Origin of the sequence: Streptomyces sp. NPDC004609 (genome assembly GCF_042873655.1) — a bacterium.
Lineage (GTDB): Bacteria > Actinomycetota > Actinomycetes > Streptomycetales > Streptomycetaceae > Streptomyces.
The window spans coordinates 25795-48183 of the sequence record NZ_JBIALS010000034.1; the positions used below are offsets into that span (position 1 = coordinate 25795).

The following is a 22389-nucleotide window of genomic DNA, read 5'->3' on the forward strand; positions in this document are numbered from 1 at the left end:
CCAGGGGAGGCGAGTCCAACACGCCACTTTCAACGGGGGGTTGAAAAGTGAAAATGCGTCATGCCCGCGCCGTCGCCGTCTTCGGCATCGTACTGATCACGCTGACCGGAGCCCGCGGCTCGGGCGGCGGAGGCTGCAAGAGTGACAGCGACAGCAGCAGCAGTAGTAGCAGCAGTAGCAGCGGAGGCAGCTCCCCCGGGGGCTCGATCGGCGGCTCCAGGAGCCACAACGCGGCGAACGACGTCACGATCGTCAGCTGTGGTCTGGACGCGACCGGCAAGAACCTGACCGCACGGGTCACCGTGAACAACCCCGACGCCGAGGCGTACAACTACGTCGTGAACATGGAGTTCAAGGGCGACCTCGCGGACATCGATGTCACGAGCGCCTTCGCGACGCTGACCACGAAGGTGGAGGCGAACGCCTCGGCCTCCGCGGAGGGCTCGACCGCGTACACGGGGACGAAGGACGGCTCGGAGTACAAGAAGTGCGAGGTGACCAGCGCGACCCGTACCAAGGTGTGATCCCGCCGGCGCCCGGTCCGGCGGCTTTCCGGCCGCCTGGTCCGAGCCGCCCGGTCCCGGCGGCCCGAGCACCGGGCCCGGTCTCTTCGGCCGGTCCCGCGCCCGGTCGCCGCGGTGCTTCCGACGGCCCCGTCCGGCCCGGTCCGGCGGGGCCGTCCGCGTCGTCGGTGTCGAGCACCTGCAGTCTGTTCGAGGCCGTCCGCCGTTTCCGATGACTTCCGGCCGCCGTGGCGGTCCGCCTTCTCACCCGTACACGCGAGAAGGTGAAGCTGTGACCAGCCTGGGCGACATCCTGAAAACACACGTCGACGACGGAACGGTACCGGGCGCGGTGGGCCTGGTGGCCCACGGCGGCCGGACGGAGGCGGTGGCCGTGGGCTTCGCCGACACCGAGGGGACCACGCCCCTGGCCAGGGACTCCGTCTTCCGGATCGCCTCGCTGACCAAACCCGTCGTCGCCGCCGCGCTGATGATGCTCGTCGACGAGGGCCGTATCGCCCTGGGCGACCCGGTCGGCACCTGGCTTCCGGAACTGGCGTCACCGAGTGTCGTCCGGACGCCGGACGCCCCGGTCGACGACGTGGTGCCGGCCACCCGGCCGATCACCGTCATCGATCTGCTGACCTCCCGCACGGGATACGGCTTCCCGCCCGACTTCTCCTTCCCCGCGGTCGCGCCGCTGTTCAGCGAGGGACTCCAGGCCCCGACTCAGCCGCAGGTGCCGCCCGCTCCGGACGAGTGGCTGGCCCGCCTGTCCCGGATCCCCCTGCTCCACCAACCGGGTGAAGCCTGGCTCTACCACACCAGCTCCGACCTCCAGGGCGCCCTGATCGCCAGGGTGTCCGGCCGTCCGCTGCCCGAGTTCCTGGCGGAGCGGCTGTTCGAGCCCCTGGGCATGACGGACACCGGATTCCACGTCCCGGCCGCCCGCCTGGACCGGTTCACCGGTCTGTACCGGCACGGCCCCGACGGCGGCCTCGAACTCGCCGACGCCCCCGACGGCCAGTGGAGCCGTCCCCCGGCCTTCCCCTCCGGCGGAGGCGGCCTGGTGTCGACCGCCGACGACTGGCACGCCTTCGCCCGCCTGCTCCTCGCCGACGGCACCGCCCCCGACGGCCGCCGCCTGCTGTCCCCCACCGCGATCCGCCGGATGACCACCAACCATCTGCCCCGTCCCGAACGCGAGACCAACCGCGTCTTCCTGGAGGGCCAGGGCTGGGGCTTCGGCGGCTCCGTCGACGTCACCCCCACCGACCCCTGGAACGTCCCCGGCCGCTACGGCTGGACCGGCGGCACCGGTACGACGGCGCATATCGTCCCGTCCACCGGCGTGTGCACCCTCCTGCTCACCCAGGTCGAGATGTCGTCGGCGGCCCCACCCGCGCTGATGCGCGCCTTCTGGGCCCACGCCACCCGCCCGTGACGCTCGTCCCCCGGCACACGACCCGAGCGGCGCGTCCCCGGCCGGACGCGCTCATCCCGCCCGTGCCCGCAGTTCGCCCTTGAGGACCTTTCCGCTCGCGTTCCGCGGGAGTTCGGTGAGGAACTCGACCTCGCGCGGCACCTTGTAGTTCGCCATCTCGCGGCGGGACCACGCGATCAGGTCGTCCGCGGTGAGGGTCGAGCCGCGGTGGCGTACGGCGTAGGCGCGGCCGACCTCGCCGAGGCGGGGGTCGGGGACGCCGATGACGGCGATGTCGGCGATGTCGGGGTGGAGGCCGAGGAGCTGCTCGATCTCGGCGGGGTAGGCGTTGAAGCCGCCGACGATGAACATGTCCTTGATGCGGTCGGTGATCCGGAGGTTGCCGGACGCGTCGAGGACGCCGATGTCGCCGGTGTGGAGCCAGCCGTCGGAGTCGATGACGGCGGCGGTTTCGTCCGGGTCCTCGAAGTAGCCCTGCATGACGTGGTGTCCGCGCACCAGGACCTCGCCCGGTCGGCCCGGTTCGGCCAGGACCCGTATCTCCGTGCCGGGGATCGCGCGGCCGGAGGTGGAGGCGATGGTCTCGGGGGAGTCGCCGCGGCGGCACATGGTGACGATGCCGCTGGCCTCGGAGAGGCCGTAGGCGGTGAGGACGGTGTCGATACGGAGCTCGGTCCGCAGGCGTTCGACGAGCTGGAGGGGGACGACGGCCGCGCCCGTGACGACCAGGCGCAGCGCGGACAGATCGTGGGAGCCGCGCGAGGGGTGGTCGAGGAGCGACTGGTGGAGGGTGGGCGGGCCGGGGAGGACGGAGATGCGCTCGGAGGCGATGTTGGCGAGCACGGTGTCCACGTTGAAGACGGGCTGCGGCACCATGGTCGCGCCCCGCGTCAGACAGGCGATGATCCCCGCCTTGTAGCCGAAGGTGTGGAAGAAGGGGTTCACGATCAGATAGCGGTCGCCTTCCCGCAGGCCCGCCAGCTCGCTCCACACGTCGTAGCAGCGCAGTGTCTGGGCATGGGTGATGACCGCGCCCTTGGGGCTGCCGGTGGTGCCGGAGGTGAAGATGATGTCGGAGGGGGCCGAGGATTCCACCGAGTCGGCGCGGGTGCGGACCTGCTCGGCGCTGACGGAGTCCCCACCCGCGAGGAAGTCCTTCCAGGTGCGGTAGTCCTCGGGCGCGCTGTCGGCGAGCACCACGACCTGCTCCAGGTCCGGAAGATCGGCCCCGGCGCGCCGCAGGGAGGCGACGTAGGAGGTCCCGAGGAAGGTCCCGGTGACGAAGAGGAGCCTGGCCCGGCTGCGCCGCAGGACATAGGCCGCCTCCGTGCCCTTGAAGCGGGTGTTCAGCGGCACCAGCACCGCGCCGGCCGTCACCGCGCCCAGCGCGGAGACGATCCAGTCGAGGGTGTTGGGGGCCCAGACGGCGACCCGGTCGCCCTTCTCCACCCCGGCGGCGATACAGGCCGCCGCCGCCCGTTCGACGCGCTGTCCGAGTTCGGCGTACGAGACGCGGGTGCGGCCGTCGACGACCGCCTCCCGCTCCCCGTAGGACGAAGCCGCGTCGCGTACCAGCTCCGGGATGGTGCCCCACTCCAGGTCGCCGCGCATAGAAAGCCCTCCCGTCGCACTAGCTGACTACTCGTCAGATTAGCTGTAGCCTGACGCGCTGTCAGCAGTCGGGATCGAACGGCGGAGGTACCCGTGGCCGGTCTCAAGGACGCGACGGCGATAGCCGGCATAGGCCAGAGCGCCTTCGCGAAGCAACTACCCGAGTCGGAGAAGACGCTGGCCTGCCGTGCCATCGTCGCCGCGCTCGACGACGCGGGGATCGCCGCGTCGGAGGTGGACGCGTTCGCCTCCTACACGATGGAGGAGACGGACGAGGTCGAGATCGCCAAGTCGATCGGCGCGGGCGACGTCACCTTCTTCTCCAAGGTCGGCTACGGCGGCGGCGGCTCGTGCGCCACCCTCGCCCATCTGGCCGGCGCCATCGCGACCGGCCAGGCGAGCGTGGGCGTCGCCTGGCGCTCCCGCAAACGCGGCAGCGGCCCGCGCCCCTGGAAGAACACCGCCGCCCAGCTCCCCACCCCCGCCCAGTGGACCCGCCCCTTCGGACTGTTGCGGCCGTCCGACGAGATCGGGATGCTCGCCCGCCGCTATATGCACGAGTACGGGGCCACCCGCGACCACCTCTTCAATGTGGCCCTCGCCTGCCGCAACCGGGCCAACCAGAACCCCGCGGCCATGATGTACGAACGCCCCCTGACCCGCGAGATGTACATGACCTCGCGCTGGATCAGCGAGCCGCTCTGCCTCTTCGACAACTGCCTGGAGACGGACGGCGCGCTCGCCTGCGTCATCGTCTCCGCCGAGCGCGCCCGCGACCTCCGGCACCGGCCCGTCTACATCCACTCGGTCGCCCAGGGCCTGCCCGCCCAGCACCACGGCATGGTCAACTACTGGAACGACGACCCCCTCACCGGCCCGGCCTGGACCGCGGCCCGCCACCTGTGGAAGACCGCCGAATTCGGCCCCGAGGACGTCGACGTCGCCCAGATCTACGACGCGTTCACCCCCCTGATCCCGCTCTCCCTGGAGGGCTACGGATTCTGCGGACGCGGCGAGGGCGCCGCCTTCACCGAGGGCGGTGCCCTGGAGATCGGCGGCAGACTGCCGATCAACACCGGCGGCGGCGGCCTGAGCGAGGCGTACGTCCACGGCTTCAACCTCATCAACGAGGGCGTGAAGCAACTGCGCGGCACCTCCACCGCCCAGGTCCCGGGAGCCGCGACCTGCCTGGTCACGGCCGGCGAGGGCGTACCCACATCGGCCGTACTGCTGAGGAGCTGAGCCATGTCCCTGCTGCGACCCGAACCCGACGACGACGGCGCCCCCTTCTGGGAGTACGCCGCCCTGGGCGAACTCCGCGTCCAGACCTGCACAGCCTGCGGCGAACCGCGCTTCCCGCCCCGCCCCTGCTGCCCCCACTGCCAGTCCTTCGACAGCGAGTGGCGCCGGATGAGCGGCCGGGGCCGCATCTGGTCCTATGTCGTCCCGCATCCGCCGCTGCTGCCCGCGTACGCCGAGATGGCGCCCTACAACGCGGTCGTCGTCGAACTCCTCGACGCCCCCCGGATCCGGCTCGTCGGCAATGTCGTCGCCGCCCCCGAAGCCCCCCTGAACTCGGTGGATCCCGCGCGGCTGCGCATCGGCGCGGGCGTCAGGGTCGCCTTCTCGCCCCCCTCGGACGACGGCGTCCGCCTTCCGCGATGGCTGCTGGAGCGCTCATGAGCATCCGCGTGGACACCGACGGGACCGAGGAGACGGGCGTCGCCGTCGTCGTCATCGACCGGCCCCGGAAGCACAACGCGATCGACCTGGAGACGGCCCGGGAGCTGTCCGCCGCCTGGCGCTCCTTCCGCTACGACGACACCGTGCGCGCGATCGTGGTCACCGGCGCGGGCACCGAGGCGTTCAGCACCGGCATCGACCGCTCGGCCGCCGTTCCCCAGCCGACCTCCCCGTACTCCATCGACGACCCGCTCATCGCGATCGGGCCCAAGGCGAACGACCTCTGGAAGCCCGTCGTCGCGGCGGTGGAGGGGATGGCCTGCGGTGGAGCGTTCTATCTGATCGGCGAGAGCGAGTTCGTGGTCGCCTCCCGCGAGGCCACCTTCTTCGACCCGCACACCACGTACGGGATGGTCAGCGCGTACGAGTCCGTCCTGCTCGCGCAGCGCATGCCGTACGGGGAGGTCGCACGGCTGGCCCTGATGGGCACGGCGGAACGCCTCTCCGCGGCCCGCGCCCATCAGACGGGCCTGGTCTCCGAGCTGACCGAGCCCGGGGAGGCGCTCCCCGCGGCGATCCGGGCGGCGGCCGTCATGGCGTCCTACCCCACGGGCGCGGTCCAGGGCACGGTCCGGGCGCTGTGGGCGGCCCGCGAACCCGCCCGCAGCCAGGCCCTCGCCCTCGCCCCGCACCTGATCAGGCTGGGAAACCTGGACCCTCAGGAGCAGGGCCGGCTGTTCGGCTCCCGGAAGAACTCCGGGGGCTACCGGCTGCGGTGACCCGGCGGGACCTCTGCGGCGGACCGGGCGGGTCTCTTGCGCGGACCGGGGGTCCTCTGTGCTGACGGGGCGGGTCTCTTGCGCTGACCGGGGGTCCTCTGTGCTGACGGGGCGGGTCTCTTGCGCTGACCGGGGGTCCTCTGTGCTGACGGGGCGGGTACCGCCTGCGGTGACCCGGCGGGACCTCTGCGGCGGACCGGGCGGGTCCCCTGCGCTGACCGGGCGGGGGCGGAACCCGTCCCTCCCCGCGCTCCCGCCCGCCACCCGGCCGGGGGCCTCGTCCGGGACATGTCCCGGACGGGGATTCCCTGGTCCGGACCGGGCGGCCGGACCCAGGCTGGTGCCGCGTCGGCGAACGACGTGCCACCACACCAGGGGAGCATCCATGTCCCGACCGGTCAGGAAACAGGCGACCAGGGCCGCGCTCGCGGTGCTGCTGGTCGCGGGAGCGATCGCGGGAGTCCCCGCGACGGCCGCGGCGAGTACGGGAGCGGCCACGGGTCCCTTGGCGGCGGCCGCTTGTCCCACGGCCGCGCCGCCCGCCAACCTCAACCCGTGGAGAGAGACGGACTACGCGCTGCGGACCGCGCCCGTGCGGATGGGACCGTACGGCGAATGCCGGTCCGTGGGTTCCTACTCGGCCGGCCAGGCCGTGACGGTCAACTGCTACACCACCAACTCCCACGGCAACACCTGGTCCTACATCCGCGGATACGGCTGGATATGGGACGACCACCTCCGCTACCGGGGGGCCAACAACCGCTGCATCTTCTGAGCGGTTTCACCGGCTCCCCTCGGCCCTCTCTCCCGGGACGATGCCTCCGAGGCGCTGAGGGGTGCCGACGGCCGGTCGTGCGCGACCCCGCGTACCCGGCGGTCCGCGCGCGTTCTGCCCGGCGGCACCGCCGCGCCTCTTCGGCAACGGCCGTCCTCACGGCCCGACGTGTTCGTCCGGGCCTGGCCCCGGGGACAGCAGCGGTGCGCACTCCGGGCACACGTACTGGGGTGTTCGGCCCGTCCGTCGTGCCCGCCGGGGTCACGGATCCCGACAGCAGCACCGCGCCGCCGGACAGGACGTGAGGTCCGTGTCCGGCGGCGGGCCGGGGGAGCGGGACTGACGTTGTGTCAGAGCAGCTCGGGGCGGGTCCTAGACGGTGCTGGACCGGGAGGCGTCCGCTGCGGCGGGTGCCGGGGCCGGGTTGGTGCGGAGGGTGAGCCAGGCGAGGAGCGCACCGGCCGCGGCGATGGCCGCGGCGCCCACGAAGGCGGCCGAGAAGCCGTCGGTCAGGGCGACGGGTTTACCGAGTTCCTTCGCCCCGTAGGCGGAGGCGACGGCGGTCATCGCGGCCAGCCCGAGGGCCGAGCCCACCTGGTAGCTGGTGTTGACGATGCCGGAGGCGAGGCCGCCTTCCTCGGGGCGCGCGCTGGACAGCGCGGTGCCGAGGGAGGGGATGAACGCCAGCGACATACCGGCGGCCGCGAGCAGCGACGCGGGCAGGACGTCGACCCAGAAGTTGCCGTCCGGGCGGGCGAAGGACAGCCAGACCATTCCGGCCGCGAGGGCGAACAGGCCCGTCACGATCAGGGGCTTGGGACCGAAGCGGCCGATCATCCGGGGCGCGAGCACGATCATCATGATCATGATGGCGACCGTCATGGGCAGCAGCGCGGATCCGGAGGCGAACGCCCCCAGGCCCAGGACCTGCTGGAGGTAGAGGTTGAGGAAGAACCACATGGGGATCCAGGCGCCGGCCATGAGGAGTTGGGCGATGTTGGCGCCCGCGAGGTTGGGGGCGCGCCAGATGGCGAGCCGCATCAGCGGTTCGCGGCGCTTGGCCTGGATCGCGATGAACGCGCCGATCAGTACGGCGCCCGCGGCCAGTACGAGCCAGGTCTCGGCCGAGGCCCAGCCGGTCTCCGGGGCACGGACGATGGCGTAGACGGCGATGGCGAGACCCGCGGTGACGGTGACGGCGCCCGCGAGGTCGATCGAGCCGCGGCGCGCGGGGGCGGACGGCATGGCGCGCGGGGTCATGGCCAGGACGATGGCGGCGATGGGGAGGTTGATGTAGAACACCCAGGGCCAGCTCGCGAACTCGGTGATCACCCCGCCGAGGAAGACGCCGGCCGTACCGCCCGCCGGGGCCGCGGCGCCGTACAGGGCCAGTGCCTTCGTCAGCTCCTTCGGGTTGCCGCCGAAGAGCATCATCAGCAGCGTCAGGGCTGACGGCGCGATCAGCGCCGCGCCGACGCCCTGGAGTGCGCGGCCGGTCAGTTCGACCCAGACCTCGCCCGCCAGACCGGCGGCGAGGGAGCCGCCGGCGAGGACGATCCAGCCGGCGGTGAAGAGCCGCTTGGCGCCGAAGAGATCGGAGAGGCGTCCGCCGAGGAGCAGGAGTCCGCCGAAGGCGACGACGTAGGCGTTGAAGACCCAGGACAGGTTCTCCTGCGAGAAGCCGAGGTCACTCTGCATCTTGGGGAGCGCGACGCCGATGATCGAGGTGTCCATGATCACCATGAACTGGGCGAGGGCGATCAGGCCGAGCGCCGTCCAGCGGCGCGGATCGGCTGGAGCGGTGGGTGATGACATGACGTTCTCCTATAGGGGAGGGGGTATGCCCGGTTCGAAGGGGAACCGTATACCCCCCTGGGGTATTCCTGTCCGGCAGGGAAACGCGTCAGAGGTGAAGAGGGCGGGGCAGTCGCGGACGCGTTTCATTCCCTGAGCAGGGGGTGTGGCCTTGTCTTCTGCGGCCCGTACGCATGGCGGACCCGGGGTCGGGCGGAGAGGGGTCGGGCGGGGAGGGGTCGGGAGCGCGGGAGCCGGGCGATCGTCCGGTGGCGTCCCGCCGCCCTTCCCCGTGACCTGGCTGCCGCCGCGTCCTACGGCTCGGAGTGTGCGGCGGTTGTGGAGTGCGGCGGGCGTGATGGCGGTGTACGTGGCCTGACCTTGGCCGCCGTGCTCCGCTCGACCGCGTCCGCCCTGTCGGTGAGTGCCTCTGGAGTCCTCCGCAGTTCGATGGCAGATACCCCAAGGGGGTATTGACTTGCGGGATCTATGTATACCTCCCCCGGGTATGCTCTCGCAAGAGTGGAACCCGAATTGACTACATACCCAGGGTGGGTATGTAGAGGTGGGCAGCCGCCGCTGCGGAGTACCCCTGCGAGGAGCCGCGCCGGACACGGAACTCCAGCTCCCCGCCGCCGCGACCGCCGTCAGATTCCCGCTGAGCCGCGCGGGGCGCCGCCGTGCAGCAGGCCCCGCCTCACTCGGCGGGCGGGTTCGGCGTGCCGGAGGCGGGACCGGGCGGCGGCGCGCTGGCGGATGACGTCTCCGGGTGTTCGCCCCCCGCCAGGATGGCGGTCATGCTCCGGAAGGCGGCGCGGTAGGCGCGGGGGCTGGAGCCCGTCAGGTTGTGGAAGTGGTGGCGGAGGTTGGCCGGGGTGCCGAACCCGGCCTGGACGGCGATCTGTTCCACGGGCAGGTCGCTGTACTCCAGGAGCTGCTGCGCCTCGTGGAGACGGATGCGGAGCAGGTACTGGAGCGGGGGCAGACCCGTCTGGGCGCGGAAGCGGCGGCCGAGGCTGCTGACGCTGAGGCGTGCGTGGGCCGCCAGGTCGGCGAGGGTGAGCGGGCGGTGGGCGTTGGCCTCCAGCCATCGCAGCGTGGGTGTGATGTCGGTCTTCTCGGCCAGCTCGCGTTCCACTTCCCGCCGGTCCGCGGCCACCGTGTCGTACAGGGGCATGATGATCCGCCGCGCGGTCTGCGCGGCGGTCGCGGCTCCGTGGTCACGCTCGACGAGTTCGACACAGAGATCCAGCCCGCCGAAGACGCCCGCAGCGGTGTGGAACGGGCCGTCCTCGACCGTCGGAGTCCCCGCCGGAACGACCCGTACCCGGGGATACCGCTCCGCGAGTTCCCCGAGCTGGAGCCAGGACGTGGTGGCCCGGCGGCCGTCGAGCAGTCCGGTCGCGGCCAGGGTGAAGACGCCCGTACCGATCGCCGCCATCCGGCAGCCCCGGGCCGCGCTGCGGCGGAGTGCGTCGGCGATTTCCGGTGCGGGCGGCTCCCGGAAGGCGCTGTGCCCGGTGACGAGCACCGTGTCGCTGTCCTCCAGGGCCTCCAGACCCCACGGCGTGACCAGGCCGAGTGCGGGCCCGCCCGTGGTCACGGACCCGGTCGCCGAGCAGATCCGCACCTCGTAGTCGGCCGTGCCAGCGGCATCCCCCGCCGAGGCGAACACCAGTCCGGGCAGGGTCAGCTGGTGTGCCGGGACGCCGTCCGCGACGAGGACCGTGATCACGGGCATGAGCAGAATTTAGCGCAGGGAGACAGGACGCCGCTTTTTTGAGGGTGAAGTCCGCTTGCAGGATGGAGGCTGAGCGCCGGAAGCGAGGGGACGCCCGGGGCTCGCCTCCATTCACCTCGGACGGACGGGACAGCTCTGTGCTTCATTTCAGGACAAACCCATCAAAAAGTTCTGACGGCGTCAGCCCCGGGCGTCGTTCGGGCCGGTCAGCGGCCATCGCTCTGGCCGCGATCCTCGGCACGGCCGCTCCCGTCCTCGGCTCGGCCGCTCCCGCCGTCGCGGCGGGCCCGCAGCCCGCCGTGGCCGCCCAGCCCGCCGCCGTGGCCGCGACCGGGTCGGACCGGGCCGTGGCCACGGCTGGGTCCGACCGGGCAGTGGTCGCCGGGATCGAACGCCTCGCACATCCCCTGCGGACCGCCGAACCGGGCGGCCGGAGCGGCGACCTGGCGGCCTTCTCCCGGATCGTCGGGGACGCGAAGATCGTCGGCGTCGGCGAGGCGACCCACGGTTCCAAGGAGCTGTTCCGGCTCAAACACCGGCTGTTCGAGCATCTGGTGAAGAAGAAGGGGTTCTCCACGTTCTCGCTGGAAGTGCACTGGTCGGCCGGTGCGCGGCTCGACGCGTACGTACGCACGGGCGAGGGCGATCTGCGTCAGATCATGCGCGAGGAGTTCCAGTACACCTTCGAGGACTGGAACAACGAGGAGTTCCTGAGCCTCTTCACCTGGATGCGCGAGCACAATCGCACCGCCGGTCCCGCGCGGCAGGTCCGCGTGATGGGCAACGACATCGGCGATGTGGGCCGGGCCCAGTATCAGCGCATCCTGACCTGGGCCGCCGAACACCAGCCCGGCCTGCTGCCCGAACTGCGACAGCGGTACGCCGGACTCCTCGCCCTGCCCGACAGTATGGGCGAGCGGATGAAGCTGCTGGCCACGATGGAACTGGAGCGGCGCAAGGCTTACGACCGGGACGCGCGGGCCGCCTACCGTCTGCTGGAGCAGGCGGGGACCAAGGAGCCGTGGGTGCTTCAGGAAGCGCGGGTCGTCCAGCAGATGACCACGCTCTTCGCGTTCGACATGCTCAACGACCCCGCCCAGCACGCCGAGTCCAACCGCCACCGCGACCGCGCGATGGCGGAGAACACCGTGTGGTGGCAGCGCCACACCGGCGGCAGGGTCCTCGTCTCCGCCCACAACGCGCACCTCGGCTACGAGTCACCGTTCACGGAGACCCACCCGGTGGTGCAGGGCGCCTTCCTGAGGGAGCTGGCCGGGCCCGACTACCTGGCGGTCGGCACCACCATCCACAGTGGTGAGTACCGGGCGATGAACAGCGAGACCAACGAGTACGGGGTGTTCTCCACCGGCCTCGCGGCCCCCGGCAGCAACGAGCACACCCTCGACAAGGTCCGCCACCGCGACTACTACGTGGATCTGCGCCGCGCGGGCCGTGACCCGGCGGTGAGCGGCTGGCTGGACGGCTCCCGGCCCACCTTCGTCGTTCCGGGGGCGTATCCCAACGAGCCGCTTCCGGTCTCGCTCGGACGCGCTTTTGACGTGATCGTGCATCTGCACCACGTCCGTGCGTCGGTGCCGGTGCAGTAGGCACGGAGCGGGGACGCACAGAAGCGCACGACGAGGCGAGGCGAGGCGGGGCACGGACCGTCCCCGCGCCCCGGCCCGCCCCGTGTCGGCTCCGTACCCGGCCCGCGACCGGGCCGGGGCGACCGCCTCGCGATGGACGTCCGCTCCGGCGCACAGCACAGGAACGGCCGCGGCGGCTCCCCTCCGTCGCCGCCGCGACCGTTCCCGATGGTGCCTGTGCCGGCCCTACGGCTTCACCGCACCGCCGCCCTGGGGCGCCGGAGGCGCGGGTGTGTGGCGGTCGGTGCTGGTGATGTCCCCGGCCTGCGGTGCCGGGGGCGCCGGCGTGTGGCGGTCGGTCGAGGTGATGTCCCCGGCCTGGGGCGCGGGGGGTGCCGGTGTGTGCCGGTCCGTGCTCGTGACATCCCCGGCCTGGGGTGCCGGGGGCGCGGGTGTGTGGCGGTCGGTGGAGGTGATGTCCCCGGCCTGAGGGGCGGGCGGCGCGGGTGTGTGCCGGTCCGTGCTGGTGATGTCGCCGGCCTGGGGTACGGGCGGTGCCGGTGTGTGCCGGTCCTGGGGGACGATGCCGCTGTCCACCGGAGGCGACGGCGTGTGCCGGTCCAGGGTGGTGATGTCGTCGGTCGGCGGCACGGGCGTCTGGCGGTTACCGGTCACGATGAAGTCTTCCGAGTTCTTGTCGCTCATGTCTGCCCCCAGTTGGCACGTGGGTCGTTCACTACCTGAACAGAGGCGGCCTTCCGGCCGGAGACTCCCCCGAGGGTCGCCGGACGGAAGGCCGAGAGGGCCTTCCCTCGCCCCCCGGTGAGGGGAAGGCCCAGTGGTGATCCGTCTGCCCCCCGACGCAACGGATCGACTGCACAGAAGCATCCATGACCGTCATAAACGTTCGATGAACGTCCTGGAAGAAAGCTGTCACAAGCCACCTGAGCTGCGTAAATCGGGCGGCCGGACATCGGAGACGGCGACGGGACCCCCGTTCTCCGCCCGGACGCACCCGCGCCCCGCACCCGTCCCCCGCACCCGTCCGGGCCGCGCCCGATCCACGCCCGGCCCGGACACCCGGCGCCCGGCCCGCACGCCCAGGGGCCCGCACTCCGACAGCCCGGGCGCCCCTGCTCTCCGACGGCCCGAGCCCCCTGAACCCCCCGCCGCCCGCTACGCGGTGCTGAGCGGTGACGACAGCAGCCGGCGGGCCTCTTCCGCCTCCGGAGCGCCCGACGCCTCGTGCAGGGACAGCGCCTCGCGCCAGCAGGCGCGGGCCCGGTCCGGCTGGCCGAGGGGGGACAGCGCGCGGCCCAGGGTGATCAGGACGTTCCCGCGGATGCGGTCACCGCCTATGAAGCCGATGGCGAGCGCCTGTTCGGCGTGCTGGGCCGCCTGCGGGGCGCGCCGCGCCGCCAAGTGGGCCTGGGCGATCCGGAAGTGGGTCGTCCCCTCCCACAGCCGCTGCCGGTTCGCCTCGAACAGCTCCAGCGCCGCGAGCAGCTGCTCCAGCGCGTCGGTGTGCCGGCCCGCCTGCGTGAGCGCGATCCCGAGCGCGTAACGCCCGTTCGCCAGCCGCAGGGTGTGACCGATGCACTCGTAGAGCTGGACTCCTTGCTCCGCCATGGTGATGGCCTCGGAGATCCGGCCCATGGAGATGTGGATACGGGACAGATTGCACAGCGCGCTGGCCTCGCCGGGACGGTTGCCGTCCGCCCGCGATCCCTCCGAGGCCCGGCGCAGATGCTCCTCGGCCTCCGAGTACCGCCCCTGGTTGAAGGCGATGATCCCCCGGTCGTTGTCGGACCAGTACCCGACCACCGGGTCGCCGACGGCCCGCGCGAGGGCCCCGGCCACCTCCGCCTCGCCGTCCGCCTGCTCGTAACGCCCCGCCACCAGGTGGACATGGGTCACCGAGGTGCGGGCCCGCGCCTCGGCCCGCGCGTCCCCCGCCGCGTGCGCCGCGTCCCGCAGCGCCAGCGCGGCCCTCTCGTACAGCTTGGAGTTGGCGCCGGACTCCGCCAGATCCCCGGCCGCCCACAGCAGGTCGACCGCGAGCCGCAGCCGGGTGCCGGTGGCGGCCTGACGGGCGCTCGCCAGCAGGCAGTTGGCCTCCGAGTACAGCCAGTCCTGCGCCTGCTGACGGCCGGTGAAGACCAGACCCTCGTGGGCGGCGGGCCCCAGATGGTCCACCAGCCGGTCGCCGGGGCGCTCCACCGCGAACACCCGTACGGCCGTCGCCAGATAGAAGTCCAGCAGCCGCGACAGCGCCTCCTCGGACGCGTCCGGCAGCTCGTCCCGTTCCGCGCATGCACGCGCGTAGAGGCGTACGAGATCGTGATAGCGGTAGCGGCCGGGTGCGGCCGACTCCAGCAGGGAGGTGTCGACGAGGGCCTCCAGCAGGTCCTCGGTCTCGTGCAGCGGCAGCGCGAGGACCGCCGAGGCGGCCATCAGCGACATGTCGGGCCCGTCGGCGAGCCCGAGGAGCCGGAAGGCACGGGCCTGCGCGGGCTCCAGCTGCCCGTACCCCAGCTCGAACGTGGCCTTCACCGCGAGGTCCCCGGCCTGGAGCTCGTCCAGCCGCCGCCGCTCGTCGGCGAGCTTCTCGGCCAGGACGGACACGGTCCATGTCCGGCGCGCGGCCAGCCGGGACGCGGCGATACGGATCGCGAGCGGCAGGAACCCGCACGCCCCCACCACATCGAGCGCCGACTGCCGCTCGGCGCCGACCCGTTCCTCCCCGACGATCCTGGTGAAGAGCTGGAGCGCCTCCTCCGGCGACATCACATCGAGGTCGACCAGATGCGCTCCCGCGAGATCGACCATCCTGACCCGGCTGGTGACCAGGGCCGCGCACCCCGCCGTGCCGGGCAGGAGGGGACGGATCTGCGCCGCGTCCCGCGCGTTGTCGAGGAGGACCAGCACCCGGCGGCCCGCCATCGTCGAGCGGTAGAGCGCCGACCGCTCGTCCAGGGTGTCCGGAATCGCCGAGTCCTGGGTACCGAGAGCGCGCAGGAACGCGCCCAGGACCGCCTCCGGTTCGGCCGGGCGGCTGCCCGTGCCCTGGAGGTCGACGTACAGCTGCCCGTCCGGGAAGTGCGGCCTCACGTCGTGAGCGACATGGACCGCGAGCGTCGTCTTGCCGACGCCGCCGATGCCCGCGAGCGCGGAGACCGCCATCACCGTGCCCTCGGCGGCCGCCAGCCGGCCGCCCAGCTCTCGTACGAAGGAGGCGCGGCCGGTGAAGTCGGGAACCGTGGCGGGCAACTGCGCGGGCTGGGTCATCCGCGCGGGCACGGCGGCCGGCTCACCGGGCGCGGCCAGCTCCGCGTCCGCCCGCAGGATTCGCTGCTGCAACTGCGCCAGTTCGGGGCAGGGGTCGACGCCCAGCTCCTCGGCGAGCAGCCTGCGGGTGTCGGCGTACACGGCCAGCGCCTCGGCCTGCCGCCCGCTGCGGTACAGCGCCAGCATCAGCAGCTCGCGCAGCCGCTCCCGCAGCGGGTGGGCGGCGGTGAGCGCGGTCAGCTCGGAGACCGCCTCCGCGTGCGCCCCCACCTCCAGGTCGAGATCGAGCCGCGTCTCCAGGAGCTGGAGCCGCCACTCCTCCAGACGGGTGCGCTGGTTCTCCGCGTACGGCCCCGGGACATTGGCGAGCGGCTCCCCGTCCCACAACCCCAGCGACTTGTTGATCAGCAGCCGGGCCCGGCCGCGCTCCCCTGCCGCGCGCAGCTTCTCCGCCTCGGCGGCCAGCTCCTCGGCCACACCGAGGTCGAGACAGTCCCGCTCGGTCCGGATCGCGTAACCGCCGGCCTCGCTCACCAGCGCCTGGGGCGTGAGGACCTTGCGCAGCCGTGAGGCGTACGTGCGCACCGCGGCGAGCGCCTGGAGCGGCGGGTCCTCGCCCCAGATCGCGTCGATCAGCTCGGAGGCGGTGGCGGTGCGCCCGTCGCGCAGGAGCAGCGCGGCCAGCAGGGCCCGCTGCTGCGGGGAACCGGACGACAACGGCTTCCCGGCGCGCCATGCCCGCACCGGTCCGAGCACGCTGAAACGCAGGCCGACATCGCCGGCTCCGCTGCTGTCGCTGCCTTCACCGGGCGTCGGAACCCGTTGTTCCGGAACGCGTGGCCCGCTGTCACGGTCCATTGTGCCCCCTGCCCCCAACTGCCGGTTCGCCCCCGACAGTCTGCCCTGTGCACGGCGGGTCCGTCAGCCACCGAGCGGTTACTGTCCGCTCCTTGCCCCTGCGGACCGGCGCGCCGACCGGGTTGGCGTACTCTCGCCGCGCCCGGGCGCGGGCGGGGTGGCGGCCCCGGACGCGGCCCGGGATGCGGCCCCGGATGCGGCCTGGAGGGACGGGCGCGAAGGCGGGGCGGGGTGGGGCGGGGGAAGCCGCCCGGTGGAGGTCCCGGTGGAGGTGTCGGCGTGGCGCCAGGGAGGTGCCGGGTGGTCAGTACGGCCGCCTTCCGGTGGGTCCGGACGGCCCTCGGCCACGGTGGACCCTGCCCGGTTCGGCTTCTGCGGGCGCGAGGAGCTGGGATACGGAGTGTCCTGATCCGTACAGCCCGGGAGTTGCGTGGAGTGCCGTGGTCCGTACGGCCCGGGGGTGCGGACGGGTGCCGGCGACCCCTCCCTTGAACGCCCCTCGCGGGCATCCCGCGGGTCCTCCCGCGGGTGCCGCTTTGGCCCGTCGCCGATGAGGGACCGGCCCCCGGAGCGCGCGCGGGCCGCAACTCAACCGCGTCCTGGTAGCTGACGAACCGTCAGATCGACGCTACCGTGGACCGTATGGAGACCTTCCCGAAGATCATCTCGGTGGACGACCACACGGTGGAGCCCCCCAATGTCTGGCGGGACCGGCTCCCGTCCAAGTACCGGGACGTGGCCCCGCGCATCGTCCGCGCGCCCTTGAAGGAAATGACCTTCATGGGCGGCAAGTTCGCGCCCGTCATGGGCGCGAAGGGCGACGACGGCCCGGTGGGCGACTGGTGGGTGTACGAGGATCTGCACCGCCCCCTGACCCGGCTCGACACCGCCGTCGGCTACGACCGCGACGAGATCAAACTGGAGATCATCACCTACGAGCAGATGCGCCCCGGCTCCTTCAGCGTCCCGGAGCGTCTCGCGGACATGGACGTCAACCATGTCCAGTCGGCCCTGTGCTTCCCCACCTTCCCCCGCTTCTGCGGCCAGACGTTCACGGAAGCGAAGGACCGTGAACTCGGTCTGCTCGGCGTCCGCGCCTACAACGACTGGATGGTCGACGAGTGGTGCGGCCCCGAAGCGCAGGGCCGGCTGATCCCGCTGACCCTGATCCCGCTGTGGGACGCCGAACTCGCGGCGGCCGAGGTCCGCCGCAACGCGGCACGCGGCGTCCGCGCGGTCGCCTTCTCCGAGATACCCCCCTTCCTCGGCCTCCCCTCCGTCCACGGCGACGAGTGGGACCCCTTCCTGCGCGCCTGCGACGAGACCGGCACCGTCATCGCGATGCACATCGGCTCGTCCTCCAAGATGCCCTCCACCTCGGCGGACGCCCCGCCCGCCGTCGGTTCGACCATCACCTTCGCCAACTGCTGTTTCTCGATGGTCGACTGGCTGATGAGCGGCAAGTTCGAGCGCTTCCCCAACCTCAGGATCATGTACGCCGAGGGCCAGATCGGCTGGATCCCCTACATCCTCGAACGCGCCGACGTCGTCTGGGAGGAGAACCGCGCCTGGGGCGGGGTCGCCGACAAGGTCCTGCGCCCGCCGTCCGAACTCTTCGCCGAACACGTCTACGGCTGTTTCTTCGACGACGCCTTCGGCCTGCGCAACCTCGACGCGATCGGTGTCGGCAACGTGCTCTACGAAACCGACTACCCCCACTCCGACTCCACCTGGCCCAAGTCCAAGGAGGTCGGCGAATCCCAGATGGGCCACCTGTCCCCGGACGTCGTCGAACGCATCGTGCGCGGCAACGCGATCGACCTGCTGGGCCTCACGCCGGAGGGACTGTGGGCGGGCTGAGCGGTTGAGGGGCGCCGCTCCGACGCCCCCGCCGCTGCGGACCCCTGTCACGCACTGGATAGAACGCTCACTCTAATTGAGGTACACCCCCGGGCGGGCGGGGACGACGGACTCGTCGGCACCCGCCCGGGCCGACGGCCCGGCATCGGGCCCCGGAGTGCCGGAACATCCCTCAGCGGTACGGGGGGACGATCTTCCGGCACCTGCCTGTCCTGAAAGGCCGGGCCGACGGCACAGGGCACCACGCGCCCCGGGCCGCCCGGCTCCGTCACGCCGTCTGCTCCGGCCTCCTGAGCACCTCCGTCAGAGCCGCCACGCTGTGGTCGCCGTGGCCCGCCTCGGCCGCCCGCTTCACCACGTCGTACAGGGGAGCGAGCCACGCGATGTCGACGTTCGTCTCCTTGGCCAGCTCCTCGTCGTGGGCCTCTCCCGCGAGGAAGAGGTTCACGGAGGAGGCGGCATCCGTGTAGTCACCCCTGTCGATCTCCGTGGCGTAGACGGGCAGCAGGGACTTGATCATGTCCAGCCACTTCCCGGCGAACCGCACCATGCTGCTCACCTCCAGCCCCCGTGCCTGCACGGCCGCGGCTCCCTGGAAGAACCCGACGAGCGCGGGCAGCAGCATGGCGCCCACCGCCATCTCGTACAGGGCGGCGAGATCGGTCTCGTCCCCGAGATGGACGGTGTCACCGCCCAGAACCCTCAGCGCCGTCTCGTACTCGTCGAAGACGGTCTTGTCGCCGCTGTAGTACAGCAGTGTGTCCCGCGCCCCCACGGCCGACGGCACGTTCTTGACGGCCCCGGCGAGGAACCGGACGCCGTGCCCCGTCGCCCAGGCATCCGTCTCACGGGCATCGGCCGGAGAACCGCTGTTCAGGGTCACCAGGGCGCGCCCGGGCAGCGCCGCCGCGGCCGGCTCCAGGACCCGGCGGGTGTCCTCGAAGGTCGTCAGGCAGGTGATGACCAGCGGGCTCGCGGCGACCGCCGCCTCCACGTCCTTGGCCCGGACCGCTCCCTTGGCCACCAGCGGGGCGGCCTTGCCCGGCGTACGGTTCCACACCGTCGTGGGGTGCCCGGCCTCGATGAACGCGTCCGCCAGCGCCCGGCCCATCGACCCCAGCCCGATGACGGTCACGGGCGTGCGCTTGTCCCCAGCCATGTTTCGCTCCAGTCCACAGTCGGATCGTCGATCGCCGAAGGAGCGCCGCGCGGGCACGTCCCCGCTGGTCAGTGGCGTCCTCGGCGTGACGCTCGTTCCATGCTGGAGCTTCACACGCATTCCATCAAGTACCTACTATTCGGTCAGGTACCCACATTTTTGTTAGTAGGAGTCCTGATGCCAAGCGGACCTATACCTGCGGACTCGATGCCGCCATCGCCGTCATGGGAGGTAAGTGGAAGGGGCTGATCCTGTTCTCGCTCGGCGACGGTCCGTTCCGCTTCGGCGAACTGAGACGAACGGTCCCGGGCATCAGCGAGAGGATGCTGACCCTTCAGCTCCGGGAGATGGAGACCAGCGGCCTGGTGCACCGCGAGGTCTACCACCAGGTCCCGCCCAAGGTGGAGTACTCGCTGACCGAGTTCGGCGACTCCCTCAACACCGCGCTGGCGCCTCTCGGCGCGTGGGGCGAGGAACACCTGGACCGCATCGAGGCCCTTTCCTGAACAAAGGGCGGATGGTGTTACGGGGGCCGCTCGCCGTCGGCGTTGTGCAGGAGAGGGAGGGCGCGCGCCAACAGCCTTGGCAGTATCACCAGGTCAGGCCAGAGGTCGGCAAGTGCCGCAGGTCGGGGCGGTAGCTCGGCGTGACTGGGGGGCTCGACATCGGGCTGCCCGCCGGAGTGGTCCTCGGGAACTGTCGCCATCACGGGGCCGCCTCTCCCAGAAGAAGCATTTTCATGGCCCGATGGGGCGCGGGCAGCGGTCGGTGTTCGTGCAGGGCCCGCCGAAGCATCGCGGGTCCGACGAGATAGCGGGACTGGCAGGGGCGCAGCCAGTACGAGCGCCCGGCATCCGGTGCCTGCCGGTCGAGCGGGGGCACCCTGATCGTCGCGGGGGCACCGACACACACGGCGTACGGGTGGTGCGCCCACCGGGCGGTCGTGCCGGGCGGGAGAAGCCAGTACAACCATGGTCGCTCCGGTTCTGCGATGACCGGCCCGCATCCCTGTGGATGCCATAAGTCGATGGTCGCGGCCACGGCGTGCCCCGCCTCCCCGGCCGCGCTGACCGCCACGTCGAACAGTCGGCCACCAAGCGGTACGACGGCTTCCTGACCCGCGTCCGTGCTCATCAGCGCCCTCACGCGCTGGGCAAGGTCCACCATGTCCCGTGCCACCGGCCCGACCGGGCCGGACGGTCGTGCGAAGATCACGAGCCGCTCCGGTCGAGCGTGAGGACGCACCACGTGCCACTGGCCGTGACGCCCCAGCCGTCCGCGAGCGCGCCGACCAAGTACAGCCCTCGCCCGTTCTCGTCGAGTGGCCCGGCTTCCGTCGGGCGGGGCGTGTAGGTGCTGGCGCAACCCACCTCGATACAGAGCTGGGTGCCGGTGCGCCACACCCTTACACCCACGGCACCCTCGCCGTGCTGGAGCGCATTGGTGACCAGCTCGCTCATCAGCAGGTCGACGGTGTCGGCGAGAGCGTCCAACTTCCACAGACCCAGGTGCGCTTGCGCCGCGCGTCGCATGAGTCCCGGCCAGAGCCGGTCCTCGTCGGTCAGTGGGTCGCCGGCCTTTCCGGCCTGGCACAAGCTCACTTCGAATCCGGCCAATGCTGTGGTGTCCGGTCTGGTGATCGTGATCGGCATAGCCGGGTCCTCTCGCAAGCCTGTGATGGGGTCGCGCAGGCGTGCGAACAGACACCTTGCGAGTGCTGAAATCCACAAGGTCGTACCTGCGTGTGCTTCCTCAACTACGGTGGCGCCCAGGCGGAACGGGTCGCAACCGATACGCCGCTGAATAACCAGCGCGAGCTCAAAGTGGACTATGCGCGCATGTGCGCAGCGGCCCGAACCACCTGCGCAGGGGTGCAATACACCTGCGCAGGGCCATACTTAGCAGGCACAAGCGCACTGGAGGGTGCACACGTGGGAGCCAAGCGCGGGGCGACAGGGCGTCGTCTGGAACTCGGCATTCAGCTACGTCAGTTACGGGAGAACTGCCCGCCGGTCGAACGGGCCGGGGCCAAGGGCATGAGCCGGAAGGAAGCGGTCCGAGGGCTGAGGGACTTCTCCGAAGCAACCCTCACCCGGATTGAGCTGGGCGAACTCAATTTTCGCCGCAATGTCGGCGTGCTCCGGACGCTGCTGAAGCGGTATAGCGTGACCGACGAACAACTGATCCAAGAATTGGTGGAGTTGAATCGTGAGGCGCCGAATGAGGATTGGCTGACGCAGTACCGCAGCTTCATGCCTCCCGGAATGCCGCACTTCGTGGGCCTCGAAGCCGAGGCCGTCGCGATTATGGCGTACCACCCGACCGTGGTCTATGGCCTGCTCCAGACACCGGCGTATGCCAAGGAGGTCCACGAAACAGCTCGTGCCATCGAGGATACGACGGCCGAGTTTATCGGTCGTAATGTCGAACTCAGAATGGAACGTAAGCGGAGGGTTCTGACGCGAGAAGACCCTGTACGCCTGCGTATCATCCTTGGAGAAGCGGCCTTGCGGATCCCAGTCGGAGACGACGAGTTGATGCGGGAGCAGTACGAGGAGATTATCAGGCTCGCGGGAAAGGACCACATCTCCGTACAGGTCATGCCCTTCCGGCGCGGGTATCGCACGATCCACGACTTCAGGATCCTGGACCTTGGCGATCTGCCCTCCCGTGTGCAAACCGACAACGCCTGGGGAGCGGTTTCCACGTCTGATAAGCCGCGCGAGGTGGACCGGTTCACTCGTCGATTCAACGCGATGGTAGGCGCGGCCCTCGGGGTCGAAGAATCCATCGAATTCCTGACGGACCTAGCGAGAAGGTAGTAGAGCCATCAAAATTCAGATACTGGCCACCGAGCTGGCCCCTGGACGCGCCTGGTTCAAGTCGTCCTACAGTGACGGCACCGGCAACAACTGCATCGAAGTCGCCTGGTTCAAGTCCTCCTACAGCGGTGACACAGGCAACGACTGTGTTGAAGTCGCCTGGCTCAAGTCGTCGTACAGCGGTGGCACCGGCAACTCCTGCGTCGAAGTCAGCGACCTCACCACCCACATCGGAGTCCGCGACTCCAAAGACGTACAGCGCCCCGCTCTCGTCGTACCCGCCGCCGCCTGGTCGTCGTTCGTGACCTTCGCGGCCGGGTCGGTGTCTCCCTGAGCGGATGCGGACCGACTGACCGTGACGCGGGGCGCTCCTCCCACGACACCTGGGTGAGCGCCTCGCTCACGTGCCTCGTGGCAGCGAGCGCCTGCTGCCCTACCCTCACCGACTGTAATGAATGTTCTATTCAGTCGGACAACAGGGTGTCC

General features: G+C 71.1%; 19 protein-coding genes. 11 read left to right on the forward strand and 8 right to left on the reverse strand.

Translation table 11 applies throughout. The features are described 5' to 3' along the window. Positions 1–53: 53 nt before the first annotated feature. Positions 54–524, forward strand: a complete 471-nt coding sequence (locus ACFYT4_RS28060) for a hypothetical protein (protein ID WP_389274787.1) — start codon at positions 54–56, stop codon at positions 522–524. Positions 525–795: 271 nt separating this feature from the next. Next, entirely contained in the window at positions 796–1947 is a 1152-nt protein-coding gene (locus ACFYT4_RS28065; RefSeq protein ID WP_389274790.1) for a serine hydrolase domain-containing protein, read from the forward strand. Between the two features lie 51 nt (positions 1948–1998). Here the strand turns inward: ACFYT4_RS28065 and ACFYT4_RS28070 are convergent, their stop codons facing one another. Then, positions 1999–3558, reverse strand: a complete 1560-nt coding sequence (locus tag ACFYT4_RS28070) for a FadD3 family acyl-CoA ligase (RefSeq protein ID WP_389274793.1) — start codon at positions 3556–3558, stop codon at positions 1999–2001. Positions 3559–3651: 93 nt separating this feature from the next. On the opposite strand from ACFYT4_RS28070, the gene ACFYT4_RS28075 reads away from it, so the two are divergent. The 4 genes from ACFYT4_RS28075 to ACFYT4_RS28090 all read left to right on the forward strand — a co-directional run bounded on the left by ACFYT4_RS28075 (position 3652) and on the right by ACFYT4_RS28090 (position 6795). Further along, the gene (locus ACFYT4_RS28075; RefSeq protein ID WP_389274796.1) at positions 3652–4800 is read left to right on the forward strand and encodes a lipid-transfer protein; all 1149 of its coding nucleotides are present in this window, start codon (positions 3652–3654) and stop codon (positions 4798–4800) included. A gap of 3 nt (positions 4801–4803) precedes the next feature. Further along, a complete protein-coding gene (locus ACFYT4_RS28080; RefSeq protein ID WP_389274799.1) occupies positions 4804–5241 on the forward strand; it encodes a Zn-ribbon domain-containing OB-fold protein in 438 nt (145 codons plus the stop codon). Continuing rightward, complete coding sequence (locus tag ACFYT4_RS28085; protein WP_389274802.1) at positions 5238–6020, forward strand: enoyl-CoA hydratase/isomerase family protein; 783 nt, start codon at positions 5238–5240, stop codon at positions 6018–6020. The genes ACFYT4_RS28080 and ACFYT4_RS28085 overlap by 4 nt, the downstream gene beginning before the upstream one ends. Positions 6021–6405: 385 nt before the next feature. Beyond that, positions 6406–6795: a hypothetical protein gene (locus ACFYT4_RS28090; protein ID WP_389274805.1), complete on the forward strand. Its 390-nt coding sequence runs from the start codon at positions 6406–6408 to the stop codon at positions 6793–6795. A gap of 372 nt (positions 6796–7167) precedes the next feature. Here ACFYT4_RS28090 and ACFYT4_RS28095 read toward each other — a convergent pair whose 3' ends face one another. Together ACFYT4_RS28095 and ACFYT4_RS28100 are read right to left on the reverse strand one after the other, a co-directional pair. Next, positions 7168–8610 carry an MFS transporter gene (locus tag ACFYT4_RS28095; RefSeq protein ID WP_389274808.1) on the reverse strand — a complete coding sequence of 481 codons (1443 nt, stop codon included), beginning with the start codon at positions 8608–8610 and terminating at the stop codon, positions 7168–7170. 676 nt (positions 8611–9286) lie between these two features. Then, positions 9287–10330 carry a GlxA family transcriptional regulator gene (locus ACFYT4_RS28100; RefSeq protein WP_389274811.1) on the reverse strand — a complete coding sequence of 348 codons (1044 nt, stop codon included), beginning with the start codon at positions 10328–10330 and terminating at the stop codon, positions 9287–9289. A 347-nt stretch (positions 10331–10677) separates the two neighbouring features. Between ACFYT4_RS28100 and ACFYT4_RS28105 the strand changes: the two genes are divergently transcribed. Beyond that, positions 10678–11937 (forward strand): erythromycin esterase family protein, encoded by a 1260-nt coding sequence (locus ACFYT4_RS28105; protein ID WP_389274814.1) that lies wholly within the window; start codon positions 10678–10680, stop codon positions 11935–11937. Positions 11938–12162: 225 nt separating this feature from the next. On the opposite strand, the gene ACFYT4_RS28110 is transcribed toward ACFYT4_RS28105, so the two are convergent. Both ACFYT4_RS28110 and ACFYT4_RS28115 read right to left on the reverse strand, forming a co-directional pair. Further along, positions 12163–12621 (reverse strand): hypothetical protein, encoded by a 459-nt coding sequence (locus ACFYT4_RS28110; RefSeq protein ID WP_389274817.1) that lies wholly within the window; start codon positions 12619–12621, stop codon positions 12163–12165. A 471-nt stretch (positions 12622–13092) separates the two neighbouring features. Continuing rightward, positions 13093–16062 (reverse strand): BTAD domain-containing putative transcriptional regulator, encoded by a 2970-nt coding sequence (locus tag ACFYT4_RS28115; protein WP_389274820.1) that lies wholly within the window; start codon positions 16060–16062, stop codon positions 13093–13095. A gap of 642 nt (positions 16063–16704) precedes the next feature. On the opposite strand from ACFYT4_RS28115, the gene ACFYT4_RS28120 reads away from it, so the two are divergent. Further along, a complete protein-coding gene (locus ACFYT4_RS28120) occupies positions 16705–17922 on the forward strand; it encodes an amidohydrolase family protein (RefSeq protein ID WP_389274823.1) in 1218 nt (405 codons plus the stop codon). 268 nt (positions 17923–18190) lie between these two features. Here the strand turns inward: ACFYT4_RS28120 and ACFYT4_RS28125 are convergent, their stop codons facing one another. After that, positions 18191–19081 carry an NAD(P)-dependent oxidoreductase gene (locus ACFYT4_RS28125; protein ID WP_389274826.1) on the reverse strand — a complete coding sequence of 297 codons (891 nt, stop codon included), beginning with the start codon at positions 19079–19081 and terminating at the stop codon, positions 18191–18193. Between the two features lie 224 nt (positions 19082–19305). Between ACFYT4_RS28125 and ACFYT4_RS28130 the strand changes: the two genes are divergently transcribed. Then, on the forward strand, positions 19306–19587 hold the full coding sequence (locus tag ACFYT4_RS28130) for a winged helix-turn-helix transcriptional regulator (RefSeq protein ID WP_389274829.1): 282 nt from the start codon (positions 19306–19308) through the stop codon (positions 19585–19587). A 199-nt stretch (positions 19588–19786) separates the two neighbouring features. Here ACFYT4_RS28130 and ACFYT4_RS28135 read toward each other — a convergent pair whose 3' ends face one another. After that, a complete protein-coding gene (locus ACFYT4_RS28135) occupies positions 19787–20296 on the reverse strand; it encodes a hypothetical protein (RefSeq protein ID WP_389274832.1) in 510 nt (169 codons plus the stop codon). Beyond that, positions 20293–20733, reverse strand: coding sequence for an ATP-binding protein (locus ACFYT4_RS28140; protein ID WP_389274835.1), 441 nt, complete (start codon positions 20731–20733; stop codon positions 20293–20295). The genes ACFYT4_RS28135 and ACFYT4_RS28140 overlap by 4 nt, the downstream gene beginning before the upstream one ends. Positions 20734–20823: 90 nt before the next feature. Between ACFYT4_RS28140 and ACFYT4_RS28145 the strand changes: the two genes are divergently transcribed. Both ACFYT4_RS28145 and ACFYT4_RS28150 read left to right on the forward strand, forming a co-directional pair. Then, a complete protein-coding gene (locus tag ACFYT4_RS28145) occupies positions 20824–21903 on the forward strand; it encodes a DUF5753 domain-containing protein (RefSeq protein WP_389274838.1) in 1080 nt (359 codons plus the stop codon). 34 nt (positions 21904–21937) lie between these two features. Further along, a complete protein-coding gene (locus tag ACFYT4_RS28150) occupies positions 21938–22237 on the forward strand; it encodes a DUF397 domain-containing protein (protein ID WP_389274929.1) in 300 nt (99 codons plus the stop codon). Positions 22238–22389 lie beyond the last annotated feature (152 nt).